This window comes from Sphingomonas hankookensis, assembly GCF_022664465.1.
Classification (GTDB): Bacteria; Pseudomonadota; Alphaproteobacteria; order Sphingomonadales; family Sphingomonadaceae; genus Sphingomonas; species Sphingomonas hankookensis.
In genome coordinates, this window is sequence record NZ_JAKREV010000003.1 from 423214 (window position 1) to 449789 (window position 26576).

Sequence of the window (26576 nt, forward strand, 5' to 3'; positions counted from 1 at the left end):
ACTCCATGCCATAGAGCCGGCGTGGACGCCAAGCATCTCTCTGTCGCCGAACGGTTGCTCGACTGGTACGACCGCAACCATCGCAGCCTGCCATGGCGCAGCCCGCCCGGCACGCCCGCGCCCGACCCGTATCGCGTCTGGCTGTCGGAGGTGATGCTGCAGCAGACGCAGGTTGCCAGTGTCCGCCCTTATTTCGAGGCCTGGACCGCGCGCTGGCCGTCGTTCGCGGCGCTGGCGGCGGCTGAGGATGCCGATGTCATGGCGGCATGGGCGGGGCTCGGCTATTATGCGCGGGCGCGTAACTTGCTGGCCTGTGCCCGGGTCGTCGCGGCACGGGGTGCCTTGCCCGATACCGAGGCCGAGCTGCGCAAGCTGCCCGGCATCGGCGACTATACCGCCGCGGCGATCGCGGGAATCGCGTTCGGGCGGCGCGCGGTGGTGGTCGATGCCAATGTCGAACGCGTCGTGTCACGGCTGTTCGCGCTCGCCGATCCGCTGCCCGGCGTGCGCCCGGCGATCCGCGCCGCGACCGACACGATCACCCCGGACGAACGAGCCGGCGATTTTGCGCAGGCGATGATGGACCTGGGGTCGATGGTCTGCACCGCGCGCAGCCCGCGCTGCCTGCTGTGTCCGCTGCGCGACGATTGCGCGGCCTATGCGATGGGTGCGGCCGATGCCTTTCCGGTGAAGGCCGTGAAGAAAGCGAAGCCGCAGCGGTTCGGCACCCTGTTCTGGGCGGAGCGCGAGGGGCGCGTGCTGCTGGTACGGCGACCGGACAAGGGGCTGCTGGGCGGCATGCGGGCACTGCCGACCGGGCCATGGGTCGATCGGGAACCGGGGGTGGAGGGGGCACCGTTAGCGGCCGACTGGCGTACCGTCGGCGTGGTTCGGCATGGCTTTACCCATTTCGATCTTGCCTGCACCGTCATGGTGGCGGATGCAGCGGACGACACCGCGCAGGGCGAATGGTGGCCGGTGGCAGATATCGCCGACGCGGGCCTCCCGACGCTGTTCGCGCGGGCGATACCGGTGGTGGAGGGAATGCGATGACGAACTACGGTCGGATGCGGAATGCCTTGGCGCTGACGGGCGCGCTACTGCTGGTACAGCCGGCGATCGTGTGGGCACAGGCCGCCCCGCCGCGGGCGCCGGCACGGCCCGCGGCGCGCGCGCTGCCCGCGACCGAGGCGATGGTCCGCAGCTACGTCACGCAGAAGAAGGTGCCCGGCATGGTCGTGGTCGTCGGTGGCCCCGACTGGACCAGCGCGCAGGCCGCCGGGCGCGTCGCGACCGATGCCACCGCCAGCCCCGCGACCGTCGATTCGCTGTGGCGGGTCTATTCGATGACCAAGCCGATCACCGGCATGGCGGCGATGATGCTGGTCGAGGACGGCAAGCTGAAGCTCGACCAGCCGATCAGCGACTTCATCCCCGGCTTCAAGTCGATGAAGGTGCTGACCGACCCTGACACCAGCCTCGCCAGCCGCCCGGCGACGAAGCCGATCACGGTACGCAACCTGCTGACCCATACCGCCGGGCTCGGCTACAGCATCGTCACCAAGGGGCCGCTCCTCAAGGAATATGAGCGGCTGGGCATCGTCCCTGCCGCGGTCAACGCGCAGGCGGAGGTCGCGATGGCGCAGGCGCGGCCGAAGTCGCTGAAGGAATTCGCCGACCGCGTCGCCACGCTGCCGTTGATCGCCGAGCCGGGGACCAAGTGGAGCTATTCGATCGGGCTCGATGTGCTGGGCCGGGTGATCGAGGTGGCGTCGGGCATGTCGTTCGAGCAGTTCCTGCAGACGCGGTTGTTCGGCCCGCTGGGCATGCGGTCGACCTATTGGACGGTGCCGCAGTCGGAAAAGGGCCGGTTCGCGACCAACTATGCGTGGGCGGGCGACACTCTGGTACCGCTCGATCCGGCGGCGACGTCGGTCTGGCTGTCGCCGCCGAGCTTCCCCTATGGCGGTGCGGGGTTGGTCATGTCGGCCGGCGATTACGACCGGTTCCTGCACATGCTGCAAAATGGCGGGACGCTGGACGGCAAGCGGGTGATGAAGCCCGAGACGGTGGCGCTGGGCATGTCCAACCTGCTGCCGACCGGCGTGACCTTCGGCGGCGTCGATGGCGCGACCGGGGGACAGGCGGGGCCGAAAATGGGCTTCGGCGCCGGCGGTTCGGTCTATCTGGAGACGCTGCCGGGCCGGCCGGCCAAGGGTACCTACGGCTGGGGCGGCGCGGCGGGCACCGTCGGGTTCGTCGATCCGGTGCGGCAGCTGCGCGGCACGGTGATGGTCAATTACTTCCCCGCCGACAAGTTTCCGCTCCGCGACGATCTGGTCAAGGCGCTGGCCAGCGATCTGGCGCAGCCGTTGCGATGATCGGGTTTACCGGCGCGGCGCTGGTCCGCGCCGATCACGAGCGCGACGACCCTGCCGCGTTTGCACGGGCGCTGGCCGATCCGGCGGCGCGGTTGTTGCTGCTTGCCGGGCTGGAGCCATCGGTCGGCGACGACGGGTCGCTGGCGTTAATACCGATGGACCCGGCGCGGGACGATGCGCTGCTGCTCGGCTATCTGGACGGCGCGCCGCTGTTCGCGATCGGCGACGGGGAAGCGACCGCCCCGGCGATGCGGTCGCCGACGCTGATGACCGTGCTGGCAGCGATGCCGGCGGCGGACGTCGCGCTATACGGCGTCGCGCGCAGCCTGATCGACTGGCACGCGCGGCATCGCTTTTGCGCGCGCTGCGGTACGCCGAGCGTGGTTGCGCGCGCTGGCTGGGCGCGGTCGTGTGCCGGGTGCGGGGCGTTGCATTTCCCGCGTACCGATCCGGTGGTGATCATGGCGATCGAGCATGGTGACCGCGTGCTGCTGGGGCGGCAGCCGAGCTGGCCACCGGGGCGTTATTCGGCGCTGGCCGGGTTCATCGAGGTCGGCGAGTCGATCGAGGAAGCGGTCGAGCGCGAGGTGATGGAGGAGGCGGGCGTGCGGGTCGGCGTGGTGCGCTATGTCGCCAGCCAGCCCTGGCCGTTCCCGTCGCAGCTGATGATCGCCTGCATCGCGACGGCGAAGGACGACACGTTGCGGATCGACACGACCGAGCTGGAGGATGCGTTCTGGGCGACGCGTGAGGAGGTTCGTGCGGCGCTGGCGGGGGAAACGGCGCGGTTCATCGCGCCGCCGGCGCATGCGATTGCACGGAGTTTGCTGGTGGCTTGGGTGGGGGAGTAATCCGCCCCCTCCGATCCTTCATCCCCATCCGTTTGCTTCGAGCGGAGGTCCGAGCCTGTCGAGAACCGTAGTCGAGAAGGGGCTGCCCCAAACGGGGAGTTCTCGACAGACGCTTCTCGACAGGCTCGAAGCTGCTCGAACCGAACGGGTTTTATCGGGATAGCGAAGCGTTACCCCCGCTCCCGCGCCCGCCCGTAACTCCCCAGCAACCGCACCCATTTGCTGTGGAACCGCAGTTCCTCCAGCGCGCGGTCGATATGCGGCTCACCTGGACGCCCTTCGATGTCGCAGAAGAATTCGGTCGCGGCGAAGCTGCCGCCGCGCTGGTAGCTTTCCAGCTTGGTCATGTTGACGCCGTTGGTCGCGAAGCCGCCCATCGCCTTATACAGCGCGGCGGGAACGTTTTTCACTTCGAACACCATCGTCGTCATGCACGGCCCGGCGGGCGGTTCGGGCGGCGCGGCGCGGGCCAGCACCACGAAGCGCGTCGTGTTGTGATCGGCGTCCGCAATGTCGTCGGCCAGCAGCTGCAGACCGTACAGGTCGGCCGCCGCCGGCGGGGCGAGCGCCGCGACGGTGGGGTCGCCGATCGCCGCGACCGATGCCGCGGCGCCCGCCGTGTCGGGATGCGCCACCGGCTCGATCCCGCGCGTGCTCAGCCAGTGGCGACACTGGCCCAGTGCCTGTTCGTGGCTCATCGCCTGGCGGACGCCCTCGACCGGGCCCAGCCCCATCAGCGCATGGCGGATCGGCAGGAAATGTTCGCCGGTGATGACCAGCCCCGATTCGGGCAGCAGGAAATGCATGTCGGCGACGCGGCCATGCAGCGAATTTTCGATCGGGATGATCGCGCAATCGGCCTGTCCCCCGCGCACCGCATCGATCGCGTCGGCAAAGCCGAAACAGGGCAGCGGCAGCGCGTCGGGAAAGGCTTGCGCCAGCGCGACGTGCGAATTGGCGCCGGGCGCGCCCTGAAATGCGACCGCGCGACGGGGTTCGCGCGCAGCGTCTTCGATCATCCGCGCCACCAGCGGGCGCGCCGGAGCGGCATATTTATGCATGGGGGTCGCCGATTATCGGTCCGGGCGCCAAGCGGCAAGCCTGTCTTGCCAGTCTTGGCAGCCGCCTCTAAGCATGGCGCCAAATAAAACCATTTTAGGTGAGACGGCTCAGGGCATGGACGACCGGACGAACACCATCGCAGGTTGGGTATTGGCCGGTTGCGCCGCCGCCCTTGGACTGGGCATCGCCAGCGGAATGGTGTTCCATTCCGGTCCCCCTGAAAAGCCGGGCTACCCGGTCGAGGGTGCCGCCGAGGCCGGTGGCGGCGCGGCAGCGGCCGTGCCGATCGCGACGCTGCTGGCCAGCGCCGATGTGACCAAGGGTGCGGAAGTGTTCAAGAAATGCGCCGCGTGCCACACGGTGAACCAGGGCGGGGCGAACGGCATCGGCCCGAATTTGTGGGGCGTGATCGGCAAGAAGCACGGCCATCTGGCGGGCTTCGCCTATTCGAGCGCGCTGACCGGCATTCCGGGCAACTGGGACTTCGACACGATGAACGCGTGGCTGACCAGCCCGCGCAAGTACGCGCCGGGGACCAAGATGACCTTCGCGGGTCTCGGCAGTGCGGAAGACCGGGCGAACGTGATCGCCTATCTCAATTCGCAGGGTTCGAACCTGCCGCTTCCGGCCGCTCCCGCCGCCGGTGCCGCGCCTGCGACCGAGGCCGAGGGCAACGTCGCCGAGGGTGCGCCGGCCAACACTGCCGACGTGGTGAATGCCGCGACCCCGGCATCGGGCGCGCCGTCGGTCGATCCGGCCGCGGCGGAACAGGCGGCCAAGAAGGGTGAGTAATCGCTGACGTCGCGTCTGCTGATCGGGTTCACGCGAAGGCGCGATGACGCGAAGAAGGTAGATTTCGCACGGAGACGCGGAGGCGTAGAGGGGTTTCGCCCGGCGCAACGTCCTCCGCGCCAGCGGCCCCATAGGCGGTAGAACCGGGCGTAGTTGTCTGCCGATCGCGCGGGCGTGGCAACGAGCGCACCCCTCTCCGCGCCTTCGCGTGAATCGATCTTCTTGGGGTGATTCACCCCGATCGAACCGGACGTCATCCCGGCGCAGGCCGGGATTTCCCGGTGATAGCACGCAGCAGGAGCCGCTTGAGACCCCAGCCTTCGCTGGGGTGACGTTTCCTCCAGCGTCTGTCACCAAGCCGGCACGTCAGGCCGAAACCGCCTCCAGCCCCAACATCCGCGTCACGTCATCGAAGCCATGCGCGATCTCCGTCACGCCCAGCGCCCGCAGGCGCTCGTCATGACCGACGCCGCAATGCGTGCCCGCACACAGCCCGATGACCCGCGCGCCCGATGCCACGGCGCCGGTAACGCCGACCGGCGAATCCTCGAGAATCGCGCATTGCTCGATCGGCACGCCCAGCCGGGCGGCGCCGTAGAGGTACAGGTCGGGAGCGGGCTTGCCGTTCGCGACATGCTCCTTGCCGCTATAGATATGGTCGCCGAACGCATCGCGAATGCCGAGATGGTCGAGATGCGTGGAAATCCAGTGCGTCGTGCTGGACGACACGATCGCGCGCGGCAGGTCGGCGGGGAGCGAGCGGACGAAGGCGATCGCCCCGGCCACCGCGTCGACGCCCTCTTCCAGCACCCGCGCATCCTCGATGGTGCGCGCTTCGTAGAAACCGTCGGGGATCGGGCCGCCGACCCAGCGTTCGATCGCCTGGGTGAAGTGCGTGCCGGACAGCCCCATGAAATTCGCCATCGAATCGGCGGCGCTGGTCGGATGACCGGCCTGTGTCAGGAACTCGGCGATCTGGCGGTTGCCGGCGAATTCGCTCTCCAGCAACACGCCGTCGAAATCGAACAACAAGGCTTGCGGTCGGGTCATCGTTTCTTCCTCTCAGCCGCGTGCGCCGAACAGCGCCGATCCGACGCGGACATGGGTGGCGCCGAGCGTTACGGCGGTTTCGAAATCGTCCGACATGCCCATGCTGAGCCCGGTGAGCCCATGGTCGCGCGCCAGCTTGGCGGTCAGCGCGAAATAGGGCGCGGCGTCGAGGCCCGCGGGCGGCACGCACATCAGCCCCGCGATCGGCAGCCCGGCGGCCTGCGCCTCGGCAAGCAACGCAGGCAGGTCGGAGAGCGCACAGCCGCCCTTTTGCGGTTCGTCGCCGATATCGACCTGGATGAAACAGGCGGGGGTGCGGCCGGTCTTCTCGATCGCCTTGGCCAGCGCGGCCACCAGCGACGGGCGGTCGACCGAATGGATCGCATCGAACAGCCGCACGGCGTCCTCTGCCTTGTTCGATTGCAACTGGCCGACAAGGTGCAGTTCGATGCCCGGCGTCGTGTCGATCAGCGCAGGCCATTTCGCCTGCGCCTCCTGCACCCGATTTTCGCCGAACACGCGTTGGCCGGCGTCGATCAGCGGCTGGATGGCGGCGGCGTCGTGGGTCTTGCTGACCGCGATCAGCGTCGTCGCGCCCTTGTCCCGGCGCGCGATCGATTCGGCATGGGCAATCCGGTCGCGAATGGCGGCAAGCGTGTCGGTTTTGGTCATCGCGCGCGCTATAGAGGCCGCCATGCGCCGCCGCCACCCTTTGCCGACCCGCTGGCTGATGACCGACGAACGGCTGGGCGAGGCACTGCCGGCGGTTGTCGCGCAGCTGCCGCGGGGGAGCGGGGTCGTGTTCCGGCACTATGCCACGCCCGCGGGGGAACGGCGGCGCTTGTTCGAACAGGTGCGGCGGATCGCGCGGGCGCGGGCATTGGTGCTGCTGGTCGCGGGGCCAGCCTTTCCCGGCGCAAACGGAGTGCATGGGCGGACGGCCCGGAACGCCACGGGCCTGGCGACGCGGCCGGTCCATTCGATGCGCGAACGCATTGCCGCCGAGCAGGCGGGCGTCGACGCCATCTTCGTCTCGCCGGTGTTCGCCACCCGCTCGCATCCCGGTGCGCCCGCGTTGGGGCGGGTGCGGTTCCAGGGCCTGATCCGTGGCGCGCGCGTGCCCGGGCTGATCGCCTGATCTCCAGATCTTCATGACGAACCATACCTGTTGGAAAGAGCGAAGCTGCGCCCGTGCCCGTCATCGCGCTGGGCGGGATGACGGTGGCACGCGCGCGGACGTTGAAGGGGATCGCCGGCTGGGCGGCGATCGATGCGTGGGGATTAGAACTTCGCGCGTAGTTCGGCAAAGACGGTGCGCGGTTCCCCGGGGAACTGGCCGGTCTGTGCCGAAAAGCCCGAGGCGGCATAGACCCGGTCGAAGAGGTTATCGATCCTGAGCATCAGTTCGGCAAAGCCCAAATGCTTGGTGATCGATGCGTCGAAGATGGTGTAGGGCCGGACCGTCTGCCCCGACAGGTCGATCCGCCGCGACACATGCTCGCCGCCCAGCGCAAGGGCGGTCCCGATCACCGGCACCTGGTAGCGGGTCCAGAAACCGATCTTGTGCGCCGGCGCATTGGCAAAGCGGGTGCCGACCGCGTTGGTGATCGCCTGTCCCGGCGCGGTGCCGGTGATCCGCGCGTTGTTATAGCCGTAATTGACCAGCAGCACCCAATCGCGCGTGATGTCGGTGGTCAGGTCGAATTCGAACCCCTTGCTGGTCACCTCCCCGATCGGGCGGAGCTGATCGACGCCGCGCACCGGCGGCAGGGAGGCGTCGACCTGCAGGATGTTGCGGCGGACGATGCGATAGGCGGCCGCATTCGCCTGTAGCCGGCCATCGAACAGGCGCGATTTGACTCCGCCTTCCCATTGGTTGCCGGTGATCGGCGCGAACGGACCGCCGGCATCGGTGGCCTGCGATGCGCTGGGCTGCGGTTCGAACCCCTGCGACCAGCTGACGTAGAGCGAAAGATCCTGGCGCGGTTTGTAGATCGCGCCACCGCGAAAGGTGACGTCGCTGTCGGCATATTGCGAGCGGCTGGTGACTCGGTCGGCGGTGGCCACGGTCACGCCGTCATCGAACCGGTCGTAGCGCATGCCCCCTACCAGCAGCAGTTGGTCGGTCAGGGCGATCTGGTCCTGCGCATAAAAGCCATAGCGGGTCGATCGCGTGTCGGTGACGGTGAAGGGCAGCGCCATCGCCCGCGCCGCATCGCCATCCGACCGGCCATAGACCGGGCGGCTGAGGCTCAAGGGCAGCACGCCATTCCTGAGAATGCGCGATTGCAGGATGTTGGTTTCGCGATACCAGTCGCCGCCGACCTGGAACCGGTGCTCCATGCCCAGCAGCAACGCCTTGGCAGAGGCATTGGCAGCGAAGGACAGGCCGTCGACCGGGCGGACCTGATCGCGGAATTCCCGCAGGACGAGGTCGGGATTGGTTGCGCTTGACCCCCGCGGTTCGTGATATTTCTGCCGCTCGGTCGCCTTGAAGTATCGCGCGCCGACATCGAACGTGATCGCATCGCCGATCGTAGTCGCATAGCGCGCCTGGGTCGCGGTCGAAGTCAGGTGCAGGAAATCGCTCTGCTCATTGGCGTTCCAGCGGATCGTGGTACGGAACCGGCCGCTGTCGTCGACCAGCACCCCGCGCAGGCGATTGGCGCGCAGATAATTGTCATAGGTGGTGACCTGCACGGTCAGCAGCCCGCCGGGATTGGTACGGATCGACAGGCCGGCATCGCCGATCAGCGACTTGTTGAGCGTGTTGAAGCGATAGGGCTGCATCGCTTCGTAGAAGCCCCCGATGCGGTAGCTGACCACGCCATCGGCATCGATCCGATTGGTCGCCTCTGCCGAAATGCCATAGCGGTCGTAATTGCCGGCGGTAACGACGGTGCGAAGCGCTGCGCGGTTCGATGGCGTCTTCGACACGTAGTTGATGATGCCGCCGGGCGATCCGGGGCCGAAGAACAGCCCCGCCGGCCCCTTCAGCACCTCGACCCGGTCAATGTTGAACAATTGCGGGACCGAGAAGCCGACGAACGGATTGCCGCGTTGCCCGTCATAAAAGGACTGGTCCTGCCGGAACCCACGAAAGGTGACGCCGGCATAGCTGAACGCGCTGACGCCCGAGATATTGCGGTAGATGTCGGTCGCGTCGCGCGCACCCTGGTCGATGAACAGGTCCGAATTGATGACCTGCAACGCCTGCGGAATGTCGAGCGGGTCCTGCGCCGATTTGCCGACGGTGGTGATGAGGGCGCGATAAAGCTGCTGGGCACGGCCCTGCACGATGATCTCGTCGTCCTCCGGCGCCTCCGTCCTGTCCTGCGCCAGCGCCGGGACCGAGACCATTGCCGCCGTCGCGACCGAAACCCAAAAACGCTTCACCTTATCCCCCAAGCATTACTGCAATTGGGTCGCATTAGCCATGGATCGTATTCGATGCAATCCGGTTGCGAGTGATCCGCAATAGATCGGCGCATTTCGTAACGCAGGCGAACCGGAACGCGCGGGGTTGCCGTCCGTTGGAGTCGCGTAAAGGGGGAAATCCTATGGCGGATGGCGATACGCAGCGGTCGATGCCCGGCTACGGGCGGGTCGCGGCGATGACCGTTATGGTATTGGCGATCATCGGCACAGCGTGGCTGGTGGTCAGCATGATGCGGCTGGTGCTGCTGGTCTTCGCCGCGACGGTGATCGCGGTGCTGTTCAGCGCGGGGGCCAATCGTATCCAGCGTTGGACCAAGTTGCCGCGCGGGCTGGCGCTGGCGTTGTCGGTCGTGGTGATGCTGGGCATCGTGATCGGTATCTTCTTCGGCTTCGGCGCGCAGCTGGTCGATCAGTTCGATACGATCCGCGAACAGATTCCCTCGGCGTTGCAGGCGATCCAGCGGCAGCTGGACAGCTGGGGTATCGGCGAGCCGGCGCGCGAATTGCTGTCGCAGGGCAGCAGCGACCTGTCGACGATCATGTCGCGCGCGGGCACCTATGTCCTGTCGATCGGGTCGGGCCTGTCGGACGCGGTGCTGGTGCTGGTCGGGGCGATCTTCCTTGCGGCCGACCCCGAACTCTATCGCCGTGGCCTCGTGAAGCTGGTGCCGCCGTCGGCCGAACCGGTCGCGCGGCAGGCGGTGGACGACGCTGCCGGGGGCTTGCGCGGGTGGATGAAGGGCGAGGCGGTGGCGATCATCGTCGTCGCGGTGCTGACCGGCACCGGGCTATGGCTGCTGGGCGTGCCCGCCGCGATCGGTCTTGGCCTGATCGCGGGATTGATGGACATCGTGCCGTTCGTCGGCCCGATCATCGCCGGCGTGCCGGCGGTGATGCTGGCATTCACCCAGTCCCCCTCGACCGCGCTGTGGACGATCGTCCTGTTCCTGATCGTTCAGCAGATTCAGGGCAATATCCTGCAACCGATCGTGCAGAAACATGCGGTCGACGTGCCGCCTGCCGTTCTGTTGTTCTCGGTCATCGGCATGGGGTTGCTGTTCGGCTTCATCGGCGTGCTGCTGGCGGCGCCGCTGACCATCGTCCTGTTCGTGCTGGTGCAGCGGATTTATGTGCAGCACCTGTTGGGGCGGGATATCACGGTGGCCACCGACAAGGCGGAGGACGAGTGAAGCCTACCTCAAATCCAACGTCACCCCGGCCTTGAGCCGGGGTCCCGCTTCTTCTCGACCGCTGTAAAGAAGTGGGACCCCGGATCAAGTCCGGGATGACGGAAGTTCAGATGGTCCGCGTCCAAAGCACCGGATCACGGGGCGTATCGACCGCCGGGCGCCAGCGTGCCGCCACGAATGCGTGGGCGATCGCCGCGATCTTTTCGCCCTTCGATGTCGTCTGGCGACGGTCCCACGCGGCGGGGCCGGCGGCGGCGACCTTGCGCGCGATGCCGCCATAGATGTCGGCGGCGGCCAGCACCGCCCATGCCGAGCGCCACGCCAGTCGCGCCGCACCGACGCGCGCGCTGTCCTCATGGCAGGCGGCGCGTGCCGCCATCCGCCGGGCGAGCACCGCCACCCGGTCGGGCGTCGCCATCGGGTCGGCGGGATCGATGCCCTGTTCGGTGAGCCAGTCGAGTGGCAGGTAGCAGCGGCCGGCATCGGCATCCTCGGCCACATCGCGCGCAATATTGGCGAGCTGAAAGGCGAGGCCGAGGTCGCAGGCGCGGTCGAGCGTGTCCTTGTCCCCGGCGGGAACGCCCATCACCACCGCCATCAGCCCACCGACCGCGCCGGCGACATGATAGCAATATTGGTAAAGATCGCCCTCGGTCACCGGCTGCCAGCCATCGGCGTCGAGCTGGAACCCGTCGATCACGTCGTACACCAGCCGGTGCGGCAGGCCGACCTCGGCCGCGACCAAGCCCAACGCGTCGAATGCCGGATCGCCGGTCGGCTGTCCCGCCAGTGCCTGCGCCGTGCGTTCGCGGATCAGCGCCAACCGGGCCTGCGCATCGTCGACGCGCTGCATGCCGTGGCCAAGATCCTGCCCGTCCGCCAAATCGTCGCACGCCCGGCACCACGCATAGAGCAGCCATGCCCGCTCACGGGTTACCGGGTCGAACAGCTTGCTCGCCGCCGCGAAACTTTTCGAGCCGCGCGCGATCGTGTCGCGGGCGTGCGCGACGAGGTCGGCGCGGGGCGGGATCAAAGGTCCTTGCTGCTCATATGGATGATCGCCTGCACCGGGACGTGCGCGGACATCTTGTCGAGCAGGACGTCGAGCGTGTCGGCGACCATCAAGATGTCGCGATGCATCGGCCGCATGAAACCCACCTCCGCCATCTTCGCGACGAAGGCGATCAGATGGTCGTAGAATCCGGCGACGTTGAGCAGCCCGACCGGCTTGGCATGATAGCCGAGCTGCGCCCAGCTCATCGCCTCCCATAATTCGTCCATCGTGCCGGTGCCGCCGGGGATGGTGACGAAGCCGTCGGACAGGTCGGTGAACGCCTGCTTGCGCTGGTGCATCGTGTCGACGACGTGGAGTTCGGTGAGGCCCTTGTGCGCGGCCTCCGCCTTGACCAGCGCGGTCGGGATCACGCCGATGACCTCGCCGCCGGCCTCGATCGCGCCATCGGCGACCGCGCCCATCAGTCCGAGCTTGCCGCCGCCATAGACGACGCCGATGCCGCTTTTCGCGAGGGCACGGCCGACGGCGCGGGCGGAGTCGATATATACGGGATCGGCGGGGGTCGCGGACCCGCAATAGATGGCCAGACGCTTCATACGCGCGGGGTTAGGCGATTGGGGGAGGGGGGGCAAGGTTGGTCTGACCTCTGCCACTTTCCGTTGGGTTCGAGCAGCTTCGAGCTTGTCGAGAACGCCTGCCCAGCGGAACCCCGTTCTCGATACGCGCGCTCGACAAGCTCGATCGCTACTCGAACCGAACGGGGTTGGGGTTAGGGGAGCAAGTAGGAGGTGGCCTCCCTTCCGTTGTTCGTCCTGAGTAGCCGCTGAGCCTGTCGAAGCGGCGTATCGAAGGACCAGGGCAAGGGCGCTCTATCCCTACTCAGCACGAACGGGGAAGTGACCTTCGCTCCGACCCGTTTGCTTCGAGCGCAGGTTCGAGCTTGTCGAGAACCGAAGTCGAGAAGTGGTTGCCCCAAACTCGGGCGTTCGGACGCTTCTCGACAAGCTCGAAGCTGCTCGAACCAAACGGAGTGGCCGGGGTGAGGGTGGTCAGTCCTCCCCACCCAGCATCAGCCCCGCCGTCGCCTTGGCACTCCCGACCACCCCCGGAATCCCCGCACCCGGATGGGTCCCCGCGCCGACCACATACAGGTTCGGGATATCATCATCCCGGTTATGCGCCCGGAAATACGCGCTCTGCGTCAGGATCGGCTCCAGCGAGAATGCCGATCCCTGCCACGCATTCAGATCACGGGTGAAGTCGCTCGGCATATAACTGAACTTCGTCACGATCCGCTCGTGGATATCGGGGATCAGCCGCCGCCCGACCTCGTCGAGGATGCGCTTTTCGAGGATCGGGCCGATCTGGTCCCAGTCGACCGGGAACTTGCCGGTGTGGGGCACGGGACACAAAGCGTAGAAGGTCGAATGTCCCTCCGGCGCCATCGATGGATCGGTGACGGTCGGATGGTGGAGATAGAGCGAGAAATCCTCGCTCAACACGCCATGGTCGTAGATGTCGGCGAGCAGCCCTTTATAGCGCGGGCCGAACAGGATCATGTGGTGCGGGATGCCCGGCCACGTGCCCTTGATGCCGAAATGCACGACAAACAGCGACGGGGAGAAGCGCTTTTTCTCCAGCTTCTGCGCCCGGCGCTGCGCGCTGCGCGATCCGGCCAGCAGGTCGCGATAGCTGTGGACGATATCGGCGTTGGTCGCGACCATGTCGGCGCCGATCACCACGCCGCCCTGCGTCGTGACGCCCGTGGCGCGGTCGCCCAGCGTGTCGATGCTTTTCACCGGATCGCCGAGCATCATCGTGCCGCCCAGCTTCTCGAACAACCGCACCAGCCCCGCGACCAGCTTGTTGGTGCCGCCTTGCGCGAACCACACACCGCCGTCGCGTTCCAGCTTGTGAATCAGCGCATAGATGCTGCTGGTCTTCATCGGATCGCCGCCGACCAGCAGGGTGTGGAACGACAGCGCCTGGCGCAATTTGTCGTTCTTCACGAATGACGACACGATCGAATAGACCGACCGCCATGCCTGGTATTTCGCCAGCGCCGGTGCGGCCTTGATCATCGACGCGAAGTCGAGGAACGGCACATGGCCGAGCTTCACATAGCCTTCCTCATACACCCCCGCCGAATATTCGAGGAAGCGGGCGTATCCGGCAAGATCGCCCGGATCGAGCTTCGCAATCTCCGAGCGCAGCAGCGTGTCGTCGTTCGTGTAATCGAAATTGGTCCCGTCGGGCCAGTTGAGCCGGTAGAAGGGCGATACCGCTTCCAGCGTCACGTCCTCGGCCATGTCGCGGCCGGTCAGCTGCCACAATTCCTGCAGCGCTTCGGGGGCGGTGATGACGGTGGGGCCGGCGTCGAAGACAAAGCCGTCGCGCTCCCAATAATAGGCGCGGCCGCCGGGCTTGTCGCGCCCTTCGACCAACGTGGTCTGCACGCCTGCCGACTGCAGCCGGATGGCGAGCGCGAGACCACCGAACCCTGCGCCGATTACGACTGCCGTCTTCACCCCTGTCTCCCCATCAAAGCCTTCACCGCCCGGCCGATCGGCACCGGCGGCTTGCCGGTCAGCACCCGCGCCTGGTCGAGCAGCGTCGACTGCCCGGCATAGAAGCGCCCGATCAGCCCCGCGTCCAGCCGGTAGAAGCGTTCGAGCACGCGGTAGCGTTCCGCCGGTTCGGCCGCGCGGAACAACATCGTCGCGAGCATCCGGTAGAAGCCGCGCTTTTTCCACAGCGACGCGGCGTGATCGTGGGTCAGCGTGTGCAGCGCACCGCCCGACCAGTCGCCGCTGTCGGCGACCAGATGCGCCAGGCGCACCGCGTCGGGCAGCGAATAGCCGGTCAGCGGGTGGAACAGCCCGGCGCGCATCCCGCCCTTCGCCACGCGGTTGCCGCCCGACCGCCAATATTCCTCGAAATCGCCGCCCATCGCGACCGGCAACACCCCGGTCTCGCTGCGTCCAACCGTGGCGGCGTCCCAGCCCTTGGCCGCGGCATAGGCGGTAATGCGCGCCGCCAGCACCTGCGTATCGAGGTCGGGGGTATCGCTATAATAGGTGTCCTCGACGAACAGCGTCGAGGCGTCGAACGGCAGGGCGTAGAGGAAGCGATAGCCGTCAAGCTGTTCGACCGAGCCGTCCATCACGATCGGACGTTCGACGCCGTGGGGATAGGCGGTGGTGAGCTCCATCCCCATGAATTTCTGCCAGCCCAGATCGAGCAGCGACAGGTCGCCGGGACCGCGACAGTCGATCACCCCCTGCGCCTCGACCCGGTCGCCATCTGCCAGCACCACCGCGGTCGGGCTAGCGCCTAGCACACGGACCGACGGCATCAGCGATTCGTCCGACACGCTCTGGCGCAGCACGGTGTCGAGCCGTTCCGACGTGATCGAATAATAGGTCGTGTCGAGCGTGCGGTTGAGCGCCGGAAAGGCGATGTCGTAGCCGCGCCAGCCATAGGCGACCAGCGGCGCGACCAGCGCGCGATGCGCGTCGGACACGTCGCTGCCGAAGAACGACCAGACATGGTTGCCGCCGAACTGCGCCGCGCCGTCGATCAGGCGGATACGCGCATCGGGCCGCCGCTTCGCCGCCGCCAGCGCGATCAGCGCGCCGGACAATCCCCCGCCGACGATGGCGAGGTCGCATTGATGGATGGTGGGCATGGGGTCCGCCCTAGGGGAGGTGGGCAGCAGTAGCAACGCCACGACTCACATCCTCCCTGCTGTGCGGGGAGGGGGACCAGCGAAGCTGGTGGAGGGGCTTCGCCGCAAATGCAGGGGTGTCCTATGCGGCCGATACCCCCTCCACCACGCCCTGCGGGCGCGGTCCCCCTCCCCACCTCGTGGGGAGGATGTAAGCCTGTTCTCCGCCTCCACAATCCGCTACAGCCCTCCCATGTCGATCCCGCTGGCCATCCTGCTGTCCGCCGTGGCGATGACGGTCATCGTCGGCGTACGCTATCTGCTCGCCTCGGCCGGCTTCGCGTTCGCCACGCGGGCGCGGCATCCCGGGTTGTATCGCGGGCTCGATGCGCAGATCGGCAAGGAAATCCGCTGGTCGCTGCTGTCCGCGGCGATCTACGGCATCCCCGCCGGTATCGTCGCATGGGGGTGGCAGCATCGCGGCTGGACGCAGATCTACCGCCAGGTCGACGCCTACCCGCTCTGGTATCTGCCGCTGTCGGTACTGCTGTACCTCTTCGCGCACGATACGTGGTTCTACTGGACGCATCGCTGGATGCACCGGCCGAAATGGTTCCGGATCGCACACGCCGTCCACCATGCCAGCCGCCCGCCGACCGCATGGGCGGCGATGGCGTTCCATCCGATCGAGGCGCTGACCGGCGCTGTGGTAATTCCGCTACTGGTTTTCCTGATTCCGATCCACATCGGCGCACTGGCATTGGTGCTGACGATCATGACGGTTATGGGCGTGACGAACCACATGGGGTGGGAGATGTTTCCCCGGTTCATGTGGACGGGACGATTGGGCGGCTGGCTGATTACCGCCAGCCATCATCAGAGGCATCATGAGCGCTATGGCTGCAATTTCGGACTGTACTTCCGTTTCTGGGACCGGGTGTGCGGCACCGATGGCGGTCTCGGCGACTTCGAAAAGGAACGCGCGCGTCTCGCACGTCGTGCGGCGCGTGAGCGCAGCGGCGCTGGCGTTGGCGACGCTGCCGGGGGCCATGCCGACGGGCACGCTTGACGTCCGGATCAGCGATTTGCGCTCGACCAAGGGCGTGATCCTGCTCTGCCTGACCGCCGATCCGAAGAACTTTCCGGGCTGCACCGACGACCGCAACGCCGTCACCCGCACCTTTGCCGCCGGCGAACGCGGGGTGCGCATCGCCGGCCTCGGCCGCGGCGATTACGCCGTGTCGGTGATCCACGACGAGAACAACAACGCCAAGCTCGACACCTTCGCCGGCGTTCCGCGCGAAGGCTTCGGCTTCTCCCGCAATCCAGCAATCCGCTTCGGCCCGCCCAAGTTCAGCGCGGCGGAGTTCCCGCTGGCGGATGATGCAACCATGCAACAGGTGCGGATTCGCTACCTGCTATAGTTTTCCATACGGACCGAAGCGTTCGGGACAGCGTTACGCTCCAGCAACATTCATCCGGAGCTACGCCCTTGCGCGCCATTCTCGCCGCTATCTTCGCCACGACCGTCGCCATGCCCGCCTTTGCCCAGGATGCGACGGGGCCGGCGGTGCCCGCTTCGGCAGTTCCGAACGAAGACACAGGCGGCGACTTCTACGTCGTCGGCCTGGGTGCCGCGGTGCTGCCCGATTACGAAGGGTCGGACGATTACAGCTTCTCGCCGGTGCCCGCCGCGACCGGGCGCGTATCGGGGTTCAACTTCCTGTTGGCGGGGAACCGCGCCAGCGTCGACCTGATCCGCGACGGCGTCGGCCCCACCTGGGACATTCAGGCCGGGCCGATCGCGGTGGTCAATCTGAACCGCAATTCGACCAAGGGCATCGACGATGCACAGGTCCGCGCGCTCGGCACCGTCGGCACCGCGATCGAACTGGGCGGCTATGTCGGCATCGGCAAGACCGGGGTCATCACGTCGCAGTTCGATCGCCTGTCGGCCTCGCTCAGCTATCGCAAGGACGTCGCCGGCGGCCACAAATCGACCGTCCTTGCCCCCACGATCAACTACGTCACCCCGCTCAGCCTGCGCGCGATCGCCGGGGTGTTCGTGTCGGCCGAGCGGGTCGGCGAAGGCTATGCGGACCGCTATTTCTCGGTCAATCAGGCGCAATCGCTCGCCAGCGGCCTGCCGATCTACAATGCGCGCAGCGGGTGGAAGAACTGGACGCTGGGCGCGCTGGCCGGCCATTCGATCAGCGGCGACCTGCGCTCGGGCTGGCAGCTGTTCGGCACCGTCGTCTATCGCAAGCTGCTGAACGACTTCGCCGACAGCCCGCTCGTCGCGCGCAACGGGTCGAGCAACCAGTGGCTGGGCGCCGTCGGGGTGGCGTATAGTTTCTGACGGGGCGTTTCGATAGCAACCCAAACGCTCGTCACCCTGGGCTTGACCCGGGGTCACGCTTCTTCTTCTGACCGTCAGTAGGAAGCGGGACCCCGGCTCAAGGCCGGGGTGACGGTGAGAACTTGGCGAGGGTTCGGCGTCAACGCGCCAACCGCCCGTCGGTCGTCGCGCTCTCCTCGAACGCGAACAGCACCTTCGGGTCCGGCAAATCCTGCCCGTGGGCGACCTCGTCCGGCGCGATCCGCGCTACGACATGGGCGAGCGCGGCGATGCGCGCTTGTTTCTTGCGGTCGGCACGGATGCAGTGCCACGGCGACAGCGCGGTGTGGGTGCGCGACAGCATCCGATCGCGCGCGGCGGAGTAATCGTCCCAGCGCTCCTGTGCCACCGCGTCAAGGTCCGATACCTTCAGCTTCTTGAGCGGATCGGTCCGCCGTGCATCCAGCCGCTCCTTCTGCTCCTTGCGCGAAATGTCGAGCCACAGCTTGACCAGCCGGATGCCGCTTTCGATCAGCATCCGTTCGAAATCTGGCGCATCGCGCAGGAACGATTCCTGTTCGGTCGTGGTCGAGAACCCCATGACCGTCTCGACACCGGCACGATTGTACCAAGACCGGTTCAGGATCACGAGTTCGCCCGCCGCGGGCAGATGCGCGACATAGCGCTGGAAATACCATTGCGACCGTTCGCGATCGGATGGCTTGGGCAGTGCCACGACGCGCGTCGACCGGGTCGACAGATGCTCGACCATTCGCTTGATCGTGCCGTCCTTCCCCGCGCCATCGCGCCCTTCGAACAGGATCACCACCCGCTCGCCACTCTCCGCCGCCGCGACCTGGGTCTCGACCAGCGCCAGCTGCAACGCGTGCAGCCGCGATTCATAGACGTCCTTCTTCATCGCACGGAGCATGGCATGCGCACAGCCCAGCCGGAAGCGATTTGAAGATTTGTTGCTGTGCATGTCCCGATCTCCTTTCCCCGCCCAGCATGGCTCCCCGGACAGCGGGGGACGGGCGGCGACGAGCGACCGGAAGGCCCGGTTCGAGCGGGCGGCGGCACCGCAGGGCGAAAGGCACTGGAGCACCCGCAAGGCTTGCGGGTTGCCGCCGGCCGCGCCGGGCCTAGGAGGGCGCGCCGGCCACTCCCGCTGACCGGGGAGGCACAGACCACGACGCCGCCGCGCAAGCGGCGACCGTGTCCCCGCGCCAGTGATCGACGCCGAATGGCCGAGACGCAGCCGCGGCTCGGCGGCGTGCCGCAAGAGCACGACCGGGTGCGCCAGCGCCCGGGGCGCCAGTTCCTCTTTCTATCTGGAGATCAGGCGATCAGCCCGAGGCGAGCCGTGCCTCGCAGGCATCCTTGACCAGCTGCTGGAGAAGCTCGACACGTTCGGCCAACCATTCCAGCTCGGCGGGCGTCACCTTGTAATGCGGCGAATAGCGGACGTTGACATAGGCTTGGCGGAGCAGCTCGAAGCAGCGCTGGGCAAAGCGCGTATCGCGCGGCCAGACGGCGATGAGTTCGTGGACCAGCGGCTCGGTCTGGCTGCGCAGGAAGCTGAGCTTGTGCGACTGATTATACCTCGGTTTGACGGACACCGATGATCGGCTCTGCGGGCCTAGGAGTCCACGACGCCTTTGATCGCGTAGCGTTCATACACCAGCTTGCCCTCGAAATAGGCAGGCGGCAGGTAATAGTGGCGGCGGTCGCCATTCTCACCGCCGTCAGGGTTTCGCACCCCCCACGAGTTCCGCATCCGCTGGTGCGGGAGGTGGCGGAGGGTTTGCTCGCGCCATGGTGCGACACGATCCAGCTCAATGTCGCGCAAGCGATCGCCGTCCATCCGGGCGCGCTGCAGCAGGTCCCGCACCGCGACCAGGACATGTGGCGGGTCGAGCCGGGCGCGATGGAGTATCTCGTCAACGTGATCTGGCCGCTGACGCCGTTCGAGGCCGACAATGGCGCCACCCTCGTCTGGCCGCACAGCCATGGCAGGCACGCGACAAGCCATGATCCCGACACGCCGCCGTGCGCGGCGGTGATGGCGCCGGGCTCGGCGCTGCTCTTCCTGGGCTCGACGCTGCACGGCGCGGGGCCGAACCGGAGCGACGCAGTACGGCGGGGCGTGGTGGTCGGTTATGCACTGGGATGGCTGAAGCCCTATGAGAACCAGTGGCTCGCCTATCCACCGGCGGTGGCGCGAACCTTCACGCCCGAACTGGCAGCGCTGGTCGGCTATCGTCAGCATCGACCCAATCTAGGCAATTACGAGGGCCAATGCCCGTCTATCCTCTTTGGAGGCGACGTTGACGCGGCGATCGGCCCGGTCGATGCGCTCCGGCCCGACCAGGAAGAGATGGTCGCGGCCTTCGTCGCCGGGCAACGGCCGGGCGGATGAACGCCGGCGCGACGACCGAGCGGGTCCATGACGCGGTCCGGCGGGTGATCCTGACGCGCGGCCTGCGACCCGGCGCGCGGCTCGACCCGGCCGTGCTGGCGGATGGCCTTGCCACCAGCGCGACGCCCGTGCGCGAGGCGTTGAACCAGCTGTGCGGCGCAGGGTTGGTCGATGCCCGCCCTGGCGGCGGCTTCCATGTCCCGATGATCGACGCGCCCGCGCTCGCCGACCTCTATCGCTGGAACGAGGACGTCATCGCGATCATTCTGCGATCGGCGACGGGCAGGCTTTCGGGTGGCCTCACCGAACCGGGGCCTGCCGTCGACACCGCGACAGCGACGGCGGCCCTCACCATGCGGTTGGCACAAGCGTCGCGCAACGAGGAGCATCAACGGGCCATTCGTGACATCAACGCACGCCTCCATGCGGTCCGTCTGGTCGAGGCCGTTTTGATGGCGGATACGATCGACGAGCTCGCCCGGCTTTCAGCGGCGGTCGATCTCCAGAACATCAGCCTATTGCGCAGAGGCTGGCGCCGCTATCATCGACGCCGCCAGCCCATGGTTGCCGAAATCGTCCGTTCGTTGTTGCGCGACTAACCGCCATGTCATGCAAAGGCCGGGTGGGACCGTACCTCTTATGCTGCGGGGATCGTCCGTAGCACCGTCTGATCCGGTCCGTCAGGCCCATGTACTGGTATCCGCTGGTGCCGGGGCGATCGGTTTGTCGGGTGTTCGATAGGATAGGGCTTCGCCATCAACCCGCACCCGCGTCACGCGATGTGTCGTCTCAGCAGGACCAGCATGGGGGCGCCTTCGACCGCATGAGGTTCGAAGCCCATCTCCTTTTCGATCATAATGGCGGAGCGGTTTTCGCGGTCCTCGATCGCCTCGATCGTGCGATATCCCATGCGCCGCGCGTGTTCGACCAGCTGGTCGAGCAGCGTCCAGCCAATACCCTGCCGCTTCATATCGTGTCGGATGGCGATGGCGGCTTCGGCCGTGGTCGAGCTGTCGTCGCCCGCCAGCATCGCCGCCGCCAGGATCGATCCGTCGTCGGCGAAGGCGATCAGACTTTCGGTGTGCCTGTCATTCGTGTCGATCATGCTCCTCAGCCGCTCATGGCTGACCTCGCGCACGCCGGTCAGGAAGCGGAAACGCAGGTCCTCGGGCGAGACATGGGTGAAGAAGGCGGCCAGCGCCGTTTCATCCTCGACGCGCGCGCGGCGAACGTGCAGCCGCACGCCTTGGCGGGTGACAAGCAACTCGGTGTCGGCGATCGTCATGATGTTCTCCTCGATGGCTGCGACCATGGTGCGTCTGCCCCTTGGCGACATTGACCATCGTCAAGACGGCAACATCGTTCCTGTTTCCATATAACGACGATGCCAGGACAGCGCTTCGGCGGGGAGCGAGGGGGCATGAAGGCCATAGGACCCGCCCTCGGCGCGCATGGCATAATCGGCGAGCATGGGACGATAATCGGGATGCGCGCAGCGTTCGATCACGGCCGTGGCCCGCTGACGGGGCGACAGGCCACGCAGGTCGGCCAGCCCCTGTTCGGTGACGATCACCTGCACGTCCTGCATGATGTGATCGACATGCGCCGCCTGCGGCACGATGGTGGAGATTTTGCCGCCCTTGGCGGTCGAGGGCGTCATGAAGATCGAGACATAAGCGTTGCGGGCGAAATCGCCCGACCCGCCGATTCCGTTCTGGATGCGCGATCCCATGACCAGCGTTGAGTTGACGTTGCCATAGACGTCCGCCTCGATCAGACCGTTCATCGCGATGCACCCCAAGCGGCGGACGAGTTCGGGATGGTTGCTGATCTCCTGCGGGCGCAGGATCATACGGTCGCGATAGGCGGCCATGTTGGCATTCATCCGCGCCGCTGCCTGCGGGCTGAGCGAGAAGGCGGTGGCCGATGCCATGCGCAGCTTGCCAGCGTCGAGCAGGTCAAGCATCCCGTCCTGGATCACTTCGGTATAGGCGGTCATCGGGTCGAACGGCGCGTCGATCAGGCCCGACAGAACGGCATTGGCGATATTGCCCACCCCCGACTGGATCGGCAGCAGGGCGGCGGGCAGGCGGCCGCGCGACACCTCATGGGTCAGGAATTCGATGATATGCCCGGCAATGGCGCGCGCGGTATCGTCGGGCGCGGCGAAGGGCAGGTTGCGGTCGGGTGCGTCCGTTTCGACGATGGCGACGATCTTGTCGGGATCGCAGGCTAGATAGGGCGTGCCGATCCGGTCGTTGGGGCGAACCAGCGGAATCGGCACCCGGGCAGGCGGCAGACGGGTGCCATAATAGATGTCATGCATCCCCTCCAGCGCCGCATCCTGCCAGCGATTGACCTCCAGGATGACGCGGGCCGCGCGGTCTGCCCAAGTCTTGTTGTTGCCCACCGAGGAGGAGGGGATGAGCGAGCCGTCGGCGCGGATGCCCGACACTTCGATGATCGCGGTGTCGAGCGTGCCCAGCACGCCTTCCCACGCCATCGGCGCGACCTGGCTCAGATGCATGTCGAGATAGTCGATCTCGCCGCGATTAATCTTCTCGCGAGCGACGGGATCGCCACTATAGGGCAGCCGCTGGGCAATGCCGTCGACCGCCGCCAGTGCGCCGTCCAGTTCCGGCCCGGTTGAAGCACCGGTCCACAGGTTGACGCGGAAGGGCTGCCCCTCGGCATGAGAGGCCGCGATGCGACGCGCCAATGCCTGCGGCACCGCCTTGGGATAGCCCGATCCGGTAAAACCGCTGGCCGCCACGGTCTCGCCGGGGCGGATCAGGGCGGCGGCGGTGTCCGCATCGGTGATACGGGAACGAAGGGCGGCGCACGCGATACGATCAGTCATTGTTTCTCCAACGCTGGTGGGCGGGGCCGGGGCCACCGCCCACCGCGATTTCAGGCCGTCAGGTCGAGGACGATGCGGCCTTCGATCTGGCCCCGGCGCATCTGGTCGAACACCTGGTTGACCTCGGCGAGCGGAGCGGAGGATACGGTCGCCTTGACCTTGCCATCTGCGGCGAAGTCGAGCGACTCCTGCAGGTCCAGCCGGGTGCCGACGATTGATCCGCGCACGGTGATGCCGTTCAGCACCAGCCCGAAGATGTTGAGCGGAAAGTCGCCGGGCGGCAGGCCGTTGAGCGCCACGGTGCCGCCGCGCGCCATCATGCCGACGGCCTGGGCAAAGGCCTTTTCGCTGACCGCCGTGACCAGCGCACCCTGCGCCCCGCCGCCAGTCTCGCGCTTGATCGCGGCGGCCGGATCCGCCTCGGTCCGGGCGTTGACCGTGACCTTGGCCCCCAACCGACGGGCGAGGTCGAGCTTGGCGTCGTCGACATCGACAGCGGCAACGTTCAGCCCCATCGCGACCGCATATTGCACCGCCATATGCCCAAGGCCGCCGATGCCGGAGATGACCACCGTATCCCCCGGCTTGGTATCGGTCATCTTCAGCCCCTTATAGACCGTGACCCCGGCGCACAGCACCGGTGCGATCTCGATGAAGCCGATATTGGCGGGCAGGCGGCCGACGAAATTGGGGTCGGCGATGACATAATCGGCAAAGCCGCCATTGACTGAATAGCCGGTGTTGAGCTGGCTTTCGCACAGCGTCTCCCAGCCGCCCAGGCAATGCGTGCAGCGACCGCAGGCGGTGTAGAGCCACGGCACGCCGACCCGGTCGCCTTCCTTGACGTGTTTCACGCCCTTGCCGACCGCCGAGACATAGCCGACGCCCTCATGCCCCGGAATGAAGGGCGGGTTGGGCTTGACCGGCCAGTCGCCCTCGGCGGCGTGGAGGTCGGTATGGCAGACGCCGGATGCCTGGATAGCGACCTGGATCATGCCGTCGCTGACTTCCGGAACGGGGACTTCATCGATGGTCAGCGGTTGTCCGAATGCCCGAACGACCGCGGCCTTCATCGTCTTCGTCATGAGATTTCTCCTGTCGGATGAGAATGAGGCGGGAATCGGCGCATCGGGCCGCCCCCGCCTTGATCACGGTCAAAAGAAGCCGAGCTTCTTGGCCGAATAGCTGACCAGCAGATTCTTGGTCTGCTGATAGTGATCGAGCATCATGCGGTGCGTTTCGCGCCCGATGCCCGACCGCTTATAGCCGCCGAACGCCGCATGGGCGGGATAGGCATGGTAGCAGTTGGTCCACACACGCCCCGCCTGGATCGCGCGGCCCATGCGATAGGCACGGGTGCCGTCGCGGGTCCACACGCCCGCACCCAAGCCAAAGAGCGTGTCGTTGGCGATGCGCAGTGCTTCCTCGTCATCCTTGAAAGTCGCGACCGAGACGACGGGACCGAAAATCTCCTCCTGGAACACGCGCATCTTGTTATGACCGCTCAGCACGGTCGGCTTGACGTAATAGCCCTCTAGCCCCTCGAGGCGGTTACGCTCGCCGCCGGTCAGCACCTTGGCCCCTTCACCGCGCCCGATGTCGAGATAGCCGAGGATCTTGTCCATCTGCTCCTGCGAGGCCTGCGCGCCGACCATGGTGGCGGGGTTAAGCGGATCACCCTGGATCATCGCCTCGACACGGGCGACCGCCTTTTCCATGAAGCGGTCATAGATGGACTCGTGGACCAGCGCGCGGCTGGGGCAGGTGCAGACCTCACCCTGATTGAGCGCGAACATGGCGAAACCTTCGATCGCCTTGTCGAGATAATCGTCATCCTCGGCCGCCACGTCGGCGAAGAAGATGTTCGGGCTCTTGCCGCCTAGTTCCAGCGTGACGGGGATCAGGTTTTCCGACGCATAGGACATGATGAGCTGGCCGGTCGTTGTCTCGCCGGTAAAGGCGATCTTGGCGATGCGCGGGTTCTGCGCCAGCGGCTTGCCCGCCTCGACGCCGAAACCGTTGACGATGTTGAGTACGCCATCGGGCAGCAGGTCGGCGATCAGTTCAGCCAGCACCATGATCGAGGCGGGGGTCTGTTCGGCGGGTTTGAGCACCACGCAATTGCCCGCCGCCAGCGCGGGTGCGAGTTTCCAGCAGGCCATGAGCAGCGGGAAGTTCCACGGGATGATCTGCCCCACCACGCCGAGCGGTTCGTGGAAGTGATAGGCGACCGTGTCGTGGTCGATCTCCGAAATGCCGCCCTCCTGCGCGCGAATGCACCCAGCGAAATAACGGAAATGGTCGATCGCCAGCGGCAGGTCGGCGGCGGTCGTCTCGCGGATCGGCTTGCCATTGTCCCAGGTCTCGGCGGTGGCGAGCAGCGACAGATTCTCCTCCATCCGGTCGGCGATGCGGTGGAGGATCAGCGCACGTTCGGCGACGCTGGTGCGTCCCCAGCCGTCCTTCGCCTTGTGCGCGGCATCGAGCGCGAGTTCGACATCGGCGGCCTGGCTGCGCGCGACCTGACAGATTACCTGCCCGTCGATGGGGGATCGGTTGTCGAACCAGCGCCCATCGACCGGATCGACCCAGCGGCCGCCGATGAAATTGCCATAGCGCTGCTTGAACGGCGCGGTGCGCGCCTTGATGGCTTCCTGAATCGTCATCGAACCTCTCCTTGGTCTGTTATGACCCAAGGGTCTGCCCGTCGTGCGTGAGGGGCAAGACGTTGCGCCACGAAGTGTAGGGGACGTGGTGGACTTTCCGGGGCCGAGGCGTAGCATGTGTTGCAGGGCGCGACGCCGAAGCCGCGCCGGTGTCGCAACTTGCGACAGTGGGAAGAGGATGCGGCGATGGACGGCGCCGGTATAGAACAGGGGCGACGCGCCTATTTCGACGAGGGGCAACTGCCCCTCGAAACCGTGCGCCAGCCGGTCTTGCGATCCTGGTTGCGCTGCACCGACATGGGGCTGGCGCAGGGAAGGCTTCAGGGTGGCGGACCACTGGCCGAAAACGAGCTCCATGCGCTGCGCCAGCGTCGCGAGTCGTTGCGCCGCCTGTGCCGTCCCGAGCTGGAGATGCTGGCGGGGGAGGCGCGCGATACGGGCAGCGTCGTGATCCTAGCCGACGCGGACGGCATGATCCTCGACACGATCGGCGATACCGGCTTCCTGTCGCGCGCGGCGCAGGTGGCGCTCCGGCCCGGCGTCTCCTGGACCGAGGCGAGCACCGGCACCAACGCGATCGGCACCGCCATCGCCGAGCGTCGCCCGATCGCGGTGCACGGCCCCGAGCATTTCTTTGCCGAACATGCGGTGCTCAGCTGTGCGGCGACGCCGATCCTCGATCCGCGCGGTGCGATCGTCGGGGCGCTCGACATTTCGGGGCCATCGGCCCGCGGCCATGGCCATGCGCTGGGGCTGATCCGGCTGGCGGTCGACCAGATCGAGCATCGGCTGTTTCGCGACCGGTTTGTCGATTGCCGCGTGCTGCGGATGCATGACGATGCCGCGA

Annotated in this window: 25 protein-coding genes and 1 pseudogene; 12 read left to right on the forward strand and 14 right to left on the reverse strand. The window is 66.7% G+C overall.

Annotated features, from left to right (window positions below; all coding sequences use genetic code 11):
* The first annotated feature begins 21 nt into the window (after positions 1-21).
* Genes MF610_RS11425 through nudC form a run of 3 tightly spaced genes read left to right on the forward strand, consistent with a single transcriptional unit; the run spans position 22 to position 3232 of the window.
* Positions 22-1053, forward strand: coding sequence for an A/G-specific adenine glycosylase (locus tag MF610_RS11425; protein ID WP_242196446.1), 1032 nt, complete (start codon positions 22-24; stop codon positions 1051-1053).
* Positions 1050-2381 (forward strand): serine hydrolase domain-containing protein, encoded by a 1332-nt coding sequence (locus MF610_RS11430; RefSeq protein ID WP_242196448.1) that lies wholly within the window; start codon positions 1050-1052, stop codon positions 2379-2381. Before MF610_RS11425 ends, MF610_RS11430 begins: the two co-directional genes overlap by 4 nt.
* Positions 2378-3232: an NAD(+) diphosphatase gene (nudC, locus tag MF610_RS11435; RefSeq protein ID WP_242196451.1), complete on the forward strand. Its 855-nt coding sequence runs from the start codon at positions 2378-2380 to the stop codon at positions 3230-3232. The genes MF610_RS11430 and nudC overlap by 4 nt, the downstream gene beginning before the upstream one ends.
* Before the next feature lie 170 nt (positions 3233-3402).
* Here the strand turns inward: nudC and MF610_RS11440 are convergent, their stop codons facing one another.
* Entirely contained in the window at positions 3403-4293 is an 891-nt protein-coding gene (locus MF610_RS11440) for a prephenate dehydratase (protein ID WP_242196454.1), read from the reverse strand.
* Between the two features lie 115 nt (positions 4294-4408).
* Here MF610_RS11440 and MF610_RS11445 point away from each other — a divergent pair, with 115 nt between their 5' ends.
* Positions 4409-5086: a c-type cytochrome gene (locus MF610_RS11445; RefSeq protein WP_242196457.1), complete on the forward strand. Its 678-nt coding sequence runs from the start codon at positions 4409-4411 to the stop codon at positions 5084-5086.
* 366 nt (positions 5087-5452) lie between these two features.
* Here the strand turns inward: MF610_RS11445 and MF610_RS11450 are convergent, their stop codons facing one another.
* Positions 5453-6136, reverse strand: a complete 684-nt coding sequence (locus tag MF610_RS11450) for an HAD family hydrolase (RefSeq protein ID WP_242196460.1) — start codon at positions 6134-6136, stop codon at positions 5453-5455.
* Between the two features lie 12 nt (positions 6137-6148).
* Positions 6149-6808 carry a YggS family pyridoxal phosphate-dependent enzyme gene (locus MF610_RS11455; protein ID WP_242196463.1) on the reverse strand — a complete coding sequence of 220 codons (660 nt, stop codon included), beginning with the start codon at positions 6806-6808 and terminating at the stop codon, positions 6149-6151.
* 22 nt (positions 6809-6830) lie between these two features.
* Between MF610_RS11455 and MF610_RS11460 the strand changes: the two genes are divergently transcribed.
* The gene (locus MF610_RS11460) at positions 6831-7274 is read left to right on the forward strand and encodes a thiamine phosphate synthase (protein WP_242196466.1); all 444 of its coding nucleotides are present in this window, start codon (positions 6831-6833) and stop codon (positions 7272-7274) included.
* A gap of 143 nt (positions 7275-7417) precedes the next feature.
* Here MF610_RS11460 and MF610_RS11465 read toward each other — a convergent pair whose 3' ends face one another.
* A complete protein-coding gene (locus MF610_RS11465) occupies positions 7418-9532 on the reverse strand; it encodes a TonB-dependent siderophore receptor (protein WP_242196471.1) in 2115 nt (704 codons plus the stop codon).
* Positions 9533-9696: 164 nt separating this feature from the next.
* On the opposite strand from MF610_RS11465, the gene MF610_RS11470 reads away from it, so the two are divergent.
* Positions 9697-10764, forward strand: coding sequence for an AI-2E family transporter (locus MF610_RS11470; protein ID WP_242196474.1), 1068 nt, complete (start codon positions 9697-9699; stop codon positions 10762-10764).
* 106 nt (positions 10765-10870) lie between these two features.
* Here the strand turns inward: MF610_RS11470 and MF610_RS11475 are convergent, their stop codons facing one another.
* The 4 genes from MF610_RS11475 to crtY all read right to left on the reverse strand — a co-directional run bounded on the left by MF610_RS11475 (position 10871) and on the right by crtY (position 15467).
* A complete protein-coding gene (locus tag MF610_RS11475; RefSeq protein ID WP_242196477.1) occupies positions 10871-11797 on the reverse strand; it encodes a phytoene/squalene synthase family protein in 927 nt (308 codons plus the stop codon).
* Positions 11794-12375, reverse strand: coding sequence for an LOG family protein (locus MF610_RS11480; RefSeq protein ID WP_242196479.1), 582 nt, complete (start codon positions 12373-12375; stop codon positions 11794-11796). Before MF610_RS11480 ends, MF610_RS11475 begins: the two co-directional genes overlap by 4 nt.
* A gap of 453 nt (positions 12376-12828) precedes the next feature.
* The gene (locus MF610_RS11485; RefSeq protein WP_242196482.1) at positions 12829-14307 is read right to left on the reverse strand and encodes a phytoene desaturase; all 1479 of its coding nucleotides are present in this window, start codon (positions 14305-14307) and stop codon (positions 12829-12831) included.
* The gene (gene crtY / locus MF610_RS11490) at positions 14304-15467 is read right to left on the reverse strand and encodes a lycopene beta-cyclase CrtY (RefSeq protein WP_242196485.1); all 1164 of its coding nucleotides are present in this window, start codon (positions 15465-15467) and stop codon (positions 14304-14306) included. The genes MF610_RS11485 and crtY overlap by 4 nt, the downstream gene beginning before the upstream one ends.
* A 238-nt stretch (positions 15468-15705) precedes the next feature.
* Here crtY and MF610_RS11495 point away from each other — a divergent pair, with 238 nt between their 5' ends.
* From MF610_RS11495 to MF610_RS11505, 3 genes are all read left to right on the forward strand, one after another.
* Positions 15706-16515 carry a sterol desaturase family protein gene (locus MF610_RS11495; RefSeq protein WP_242196573.1) on the forward strand — a complete coding sequence of 270 codons (810 nt, stop codon included), beginning with the start codon at positions 15706-15708 and terminating at the stop codon, positions 16513-16515.
* Positions 16475-16870, forward strand: coding sequence for a DUF2141 domain-containing protein (locus MF610_RS11500; RefSeq protein WP_242196488.1), 396 nt, complete (start codon positions 16475-16477; stop codon positions 16868-16870). Before MF610_RS11495 ends, MF610_RS11500 begins: the two co-directional genes overlap by 41 nt.
* Positions 16871-16938: 68 nt before the next feature.
* Positions 16939-17805 (forward strand): MipA/OmpV family protein, encoded by an 867-nt coding sequence (locus MF610_RS11505; protein WP_242196490.1) that lies wholly within the window; start codon positions 16939-16941, stop codon positions 17803-17805.
* Positions 17806-17944: 139 nt separating this feature from the next.
* Here MF610_RS11505 and ppk2 read toward each other — a convergent pair whose 3' ends face one another.
* Both ppk2 and MF610_RS11515 read right to left on the reverse strand, forming a co-directional pair.
* The gene (gene ppk2 / locus MF610_RS11510; RefSeq protein WP_242196493.1) at positions 17945-18766 is read right to left on the reverse strand and encodes a polyphosphate kinase 2; all 822 of its coding nucleotides are present in this window, start codon (positions 18764-18766) and stop codon (positions 17945-17947) included.
* 364 nt (positions 18767-19130) lie between these two features.
* A complete protein-coding gene (locus MF610_RS11515; RefSeq protein ID WP_242196496.1) occupies positions 19131-19403 on the reverse strand; it encodes a HEPN domain-containing protein in 273 nt (90 codons plus the stop codon).
* A 149-nt stretch (positions 19404-19552) separates the two neighbouring features.
* On the opposite strand from MF610_RS11515, the pseudogene MF610_RS11520 reads away from it, so the two are divergent.
* Together MF610_RS11520 and MF610_RS11525 are read left to right on the forward strand one after the other, a co-directional pair.
* A pseudogene (locus MF610_RS11520) lies at positions 19553-20203 on the forward strand (phytanoyl-CoA dioxygenase family protein); the annotation flags it as partial.
* Complete coding sequence (locus MF610_RS11525; protein WP_242196499.1) at positions 20200-20802, forward strand: GntR family transcriptional regulator; 603 nt, start codon at positions 20200-20202, stop codon at positions 20800-20802. The pseudogene MF610_RS11520 and the gene MF610_RS11525, both read left to right, overlap by 4 nt.
* Positions 20803-20975: 173 nt before the next feature.
* Here the strand turns inward: MF610_RS11525 and MF610_RS11530 are convergent, their stop codons facing one another.
* From MF610_RS11530 to adh, 4 genes are all read right to left on the reverse strand, one after another.
* Positions 20976-21488 carry a GNAT family N-acetyltransferase gene (locus MF610_RS11530; RefSeq protein WP_242196503.1) on the reverse strand — a complete coding sequence of 171 codons (513 nt, stop codon included), beginning with the start codon at positions 21486-21488 and terminating at the stop codon, positions 20976-20978.
* A 60-nt stretch (positions 21489-21548) separates the two neighbouring features.
* Positions 21549-23063 (reverse strand): acetyl-CoA hydrolase/transferase family protein, encoded by a 1515-nt coding sequence (locus MF610_RS11535; protein ID WP_242196506.1) that lies wholly within the window; start codon positions 23061-23063, stop codon positions 21549-21551.
* Positions 23064-23113: 50 nt separating this feature from the next.
* Positions 23114-24148: an alcohol dehydrogenase AdhP gene (adhP, locus tag MF610_RS11540; protein WP_242196509.1), complete on the reverse strand. Its 1035-nt coding sequence runs from the start codon at positions 24146-24148 to the stop codon at positions 23114-23116.
* Between the two features lie 69 nt (positions 24149-24217).
* Positions 24218-25729, reverse strand: a complete 1512-nt coding sequence (gene adh, locus MF610_RS11545; RefSeq protein WP_242196511.1) for an aldehyde dehydrogenase — start codon at positions 25727-25729, stop codon at positions 24218-24220.
* Between the two features lie 159 nt (positions 25730-25888).
* Between adh and MF610_RS11550 the strand changes: the two genes are divergently transcribed.
* A partial coding sequence (locus MF610_RS11550; RefSeq protein WP_242196514.1) for a sigma-54-dependent Fis family transcriptional regulator occupies positions 25889-26576 on the forward strand: 688 nt, incomplete at its 3' end.

Coding starts and splice junctions, on each gene's coding strand:
- MF610_RS11430 (WP_242196448.1), top strand. CDS start 1,050: ATGACGAACTACGGTCGGATGCGGAATGCCTTGGCGCTGACGGGCGCG.
- nudC (WP_242196451.1), top strand. CDS start 2,378: ATGATCGGGTTTACCGGCGCGGCGCTGGTCCGCGCCGATCACGAGCGC.
- MF610_RS11440 (WP_242196454.1), bottom strand. CDS start 4,293: ATGCATAAATATGCCGCTCCGGCGCGCCCGCTGGTGGCGCGGATGATC.
- MF610_RS11445 (WP_242196457.1), top strand. CDS start 4,409: ATGGACGACCGGACGAACACCATCGCAGGTTGGGTATTGGCCGGTTGC.
- MF610_RS11450 (WP_242196460.1), bottom strand. CDS start 6,136: ATGACCCGACCGCAAGCCTTGTTGTTCGATTTCGACGGCGTGTTGCTG.
- MF610_RS11455 (WP_242196463.1), bottom strand. CDS start 6,808: ATGACCAAAACCGACACGCTTGCCGCCATTCGCGACCGGATTGCCCAT.
- MF610_RS11460 (WP_242196466.1), top strand. CDS start 6,831: ATGCGCCGCCGCCACCCTTTGCCGACCCGCTGGCTGATGACCGACGAA.
- MF610_RS11470 (WP_242196474.1), top strand. CDS start 9,697: ATGGCGGATGGCGATACGCAGCGGTCGATGCCCGGCTACGGGCGGGTC.
- MF610_RS11480 (WP_242196479.1), bottom strand. CDS start 12,375: ATGAAGCGTCTGGCCATCTATTGCGGGTCCGCGACCCCCGCCGATCCC.
- crtY (WP_242196485.1), bottom strand. CDS start 15,467: ATGCCCACCATCCATCAATGCGACCTCGCCATCGTCGGCGGGGGATTG.
- ppk2 (WP_242196493.1), bottom strand. CDS start 18,766: ATGCACAGCAACAAATCTTCAAATCGCTTCCGGCTGGGCTGTGCGCAT.
- MF610_RS11525 (WP_242196499.1), top strand. CDS start 20,200: ATGAACGCCGGCGCGACGACCGAGCGGGTCCATGACGCGGTCCGGCGG.
- MF610_RS11530 (WP_242196503.1), bottom strand. CDS start 21,488: ATGACGATCGCCGACACCGAGTTGCTTGTCACCCGCCAAGGCGTGCGG.
- MF610_RS11535 (WP_242196506.1), bottom strand. CDS start 23,063: ATGACTGATCGTATCGCGTGCGCCGCCCTTCGTTCCCGTATCACCGAT.
- adhP (WP_242196509.1), bottom strand. CDS start 24,148: ATGACGAAGACGATGAAGGCCGCGGTCGTTCGGGCATTCGGACAACCG.
- adh (WP_242196511.1), bottom strand. CDS start 25,729: ATGACGATTCAGGAAGCCATCAAGGCGCGCACCGCGCCGTTCAAGCAG.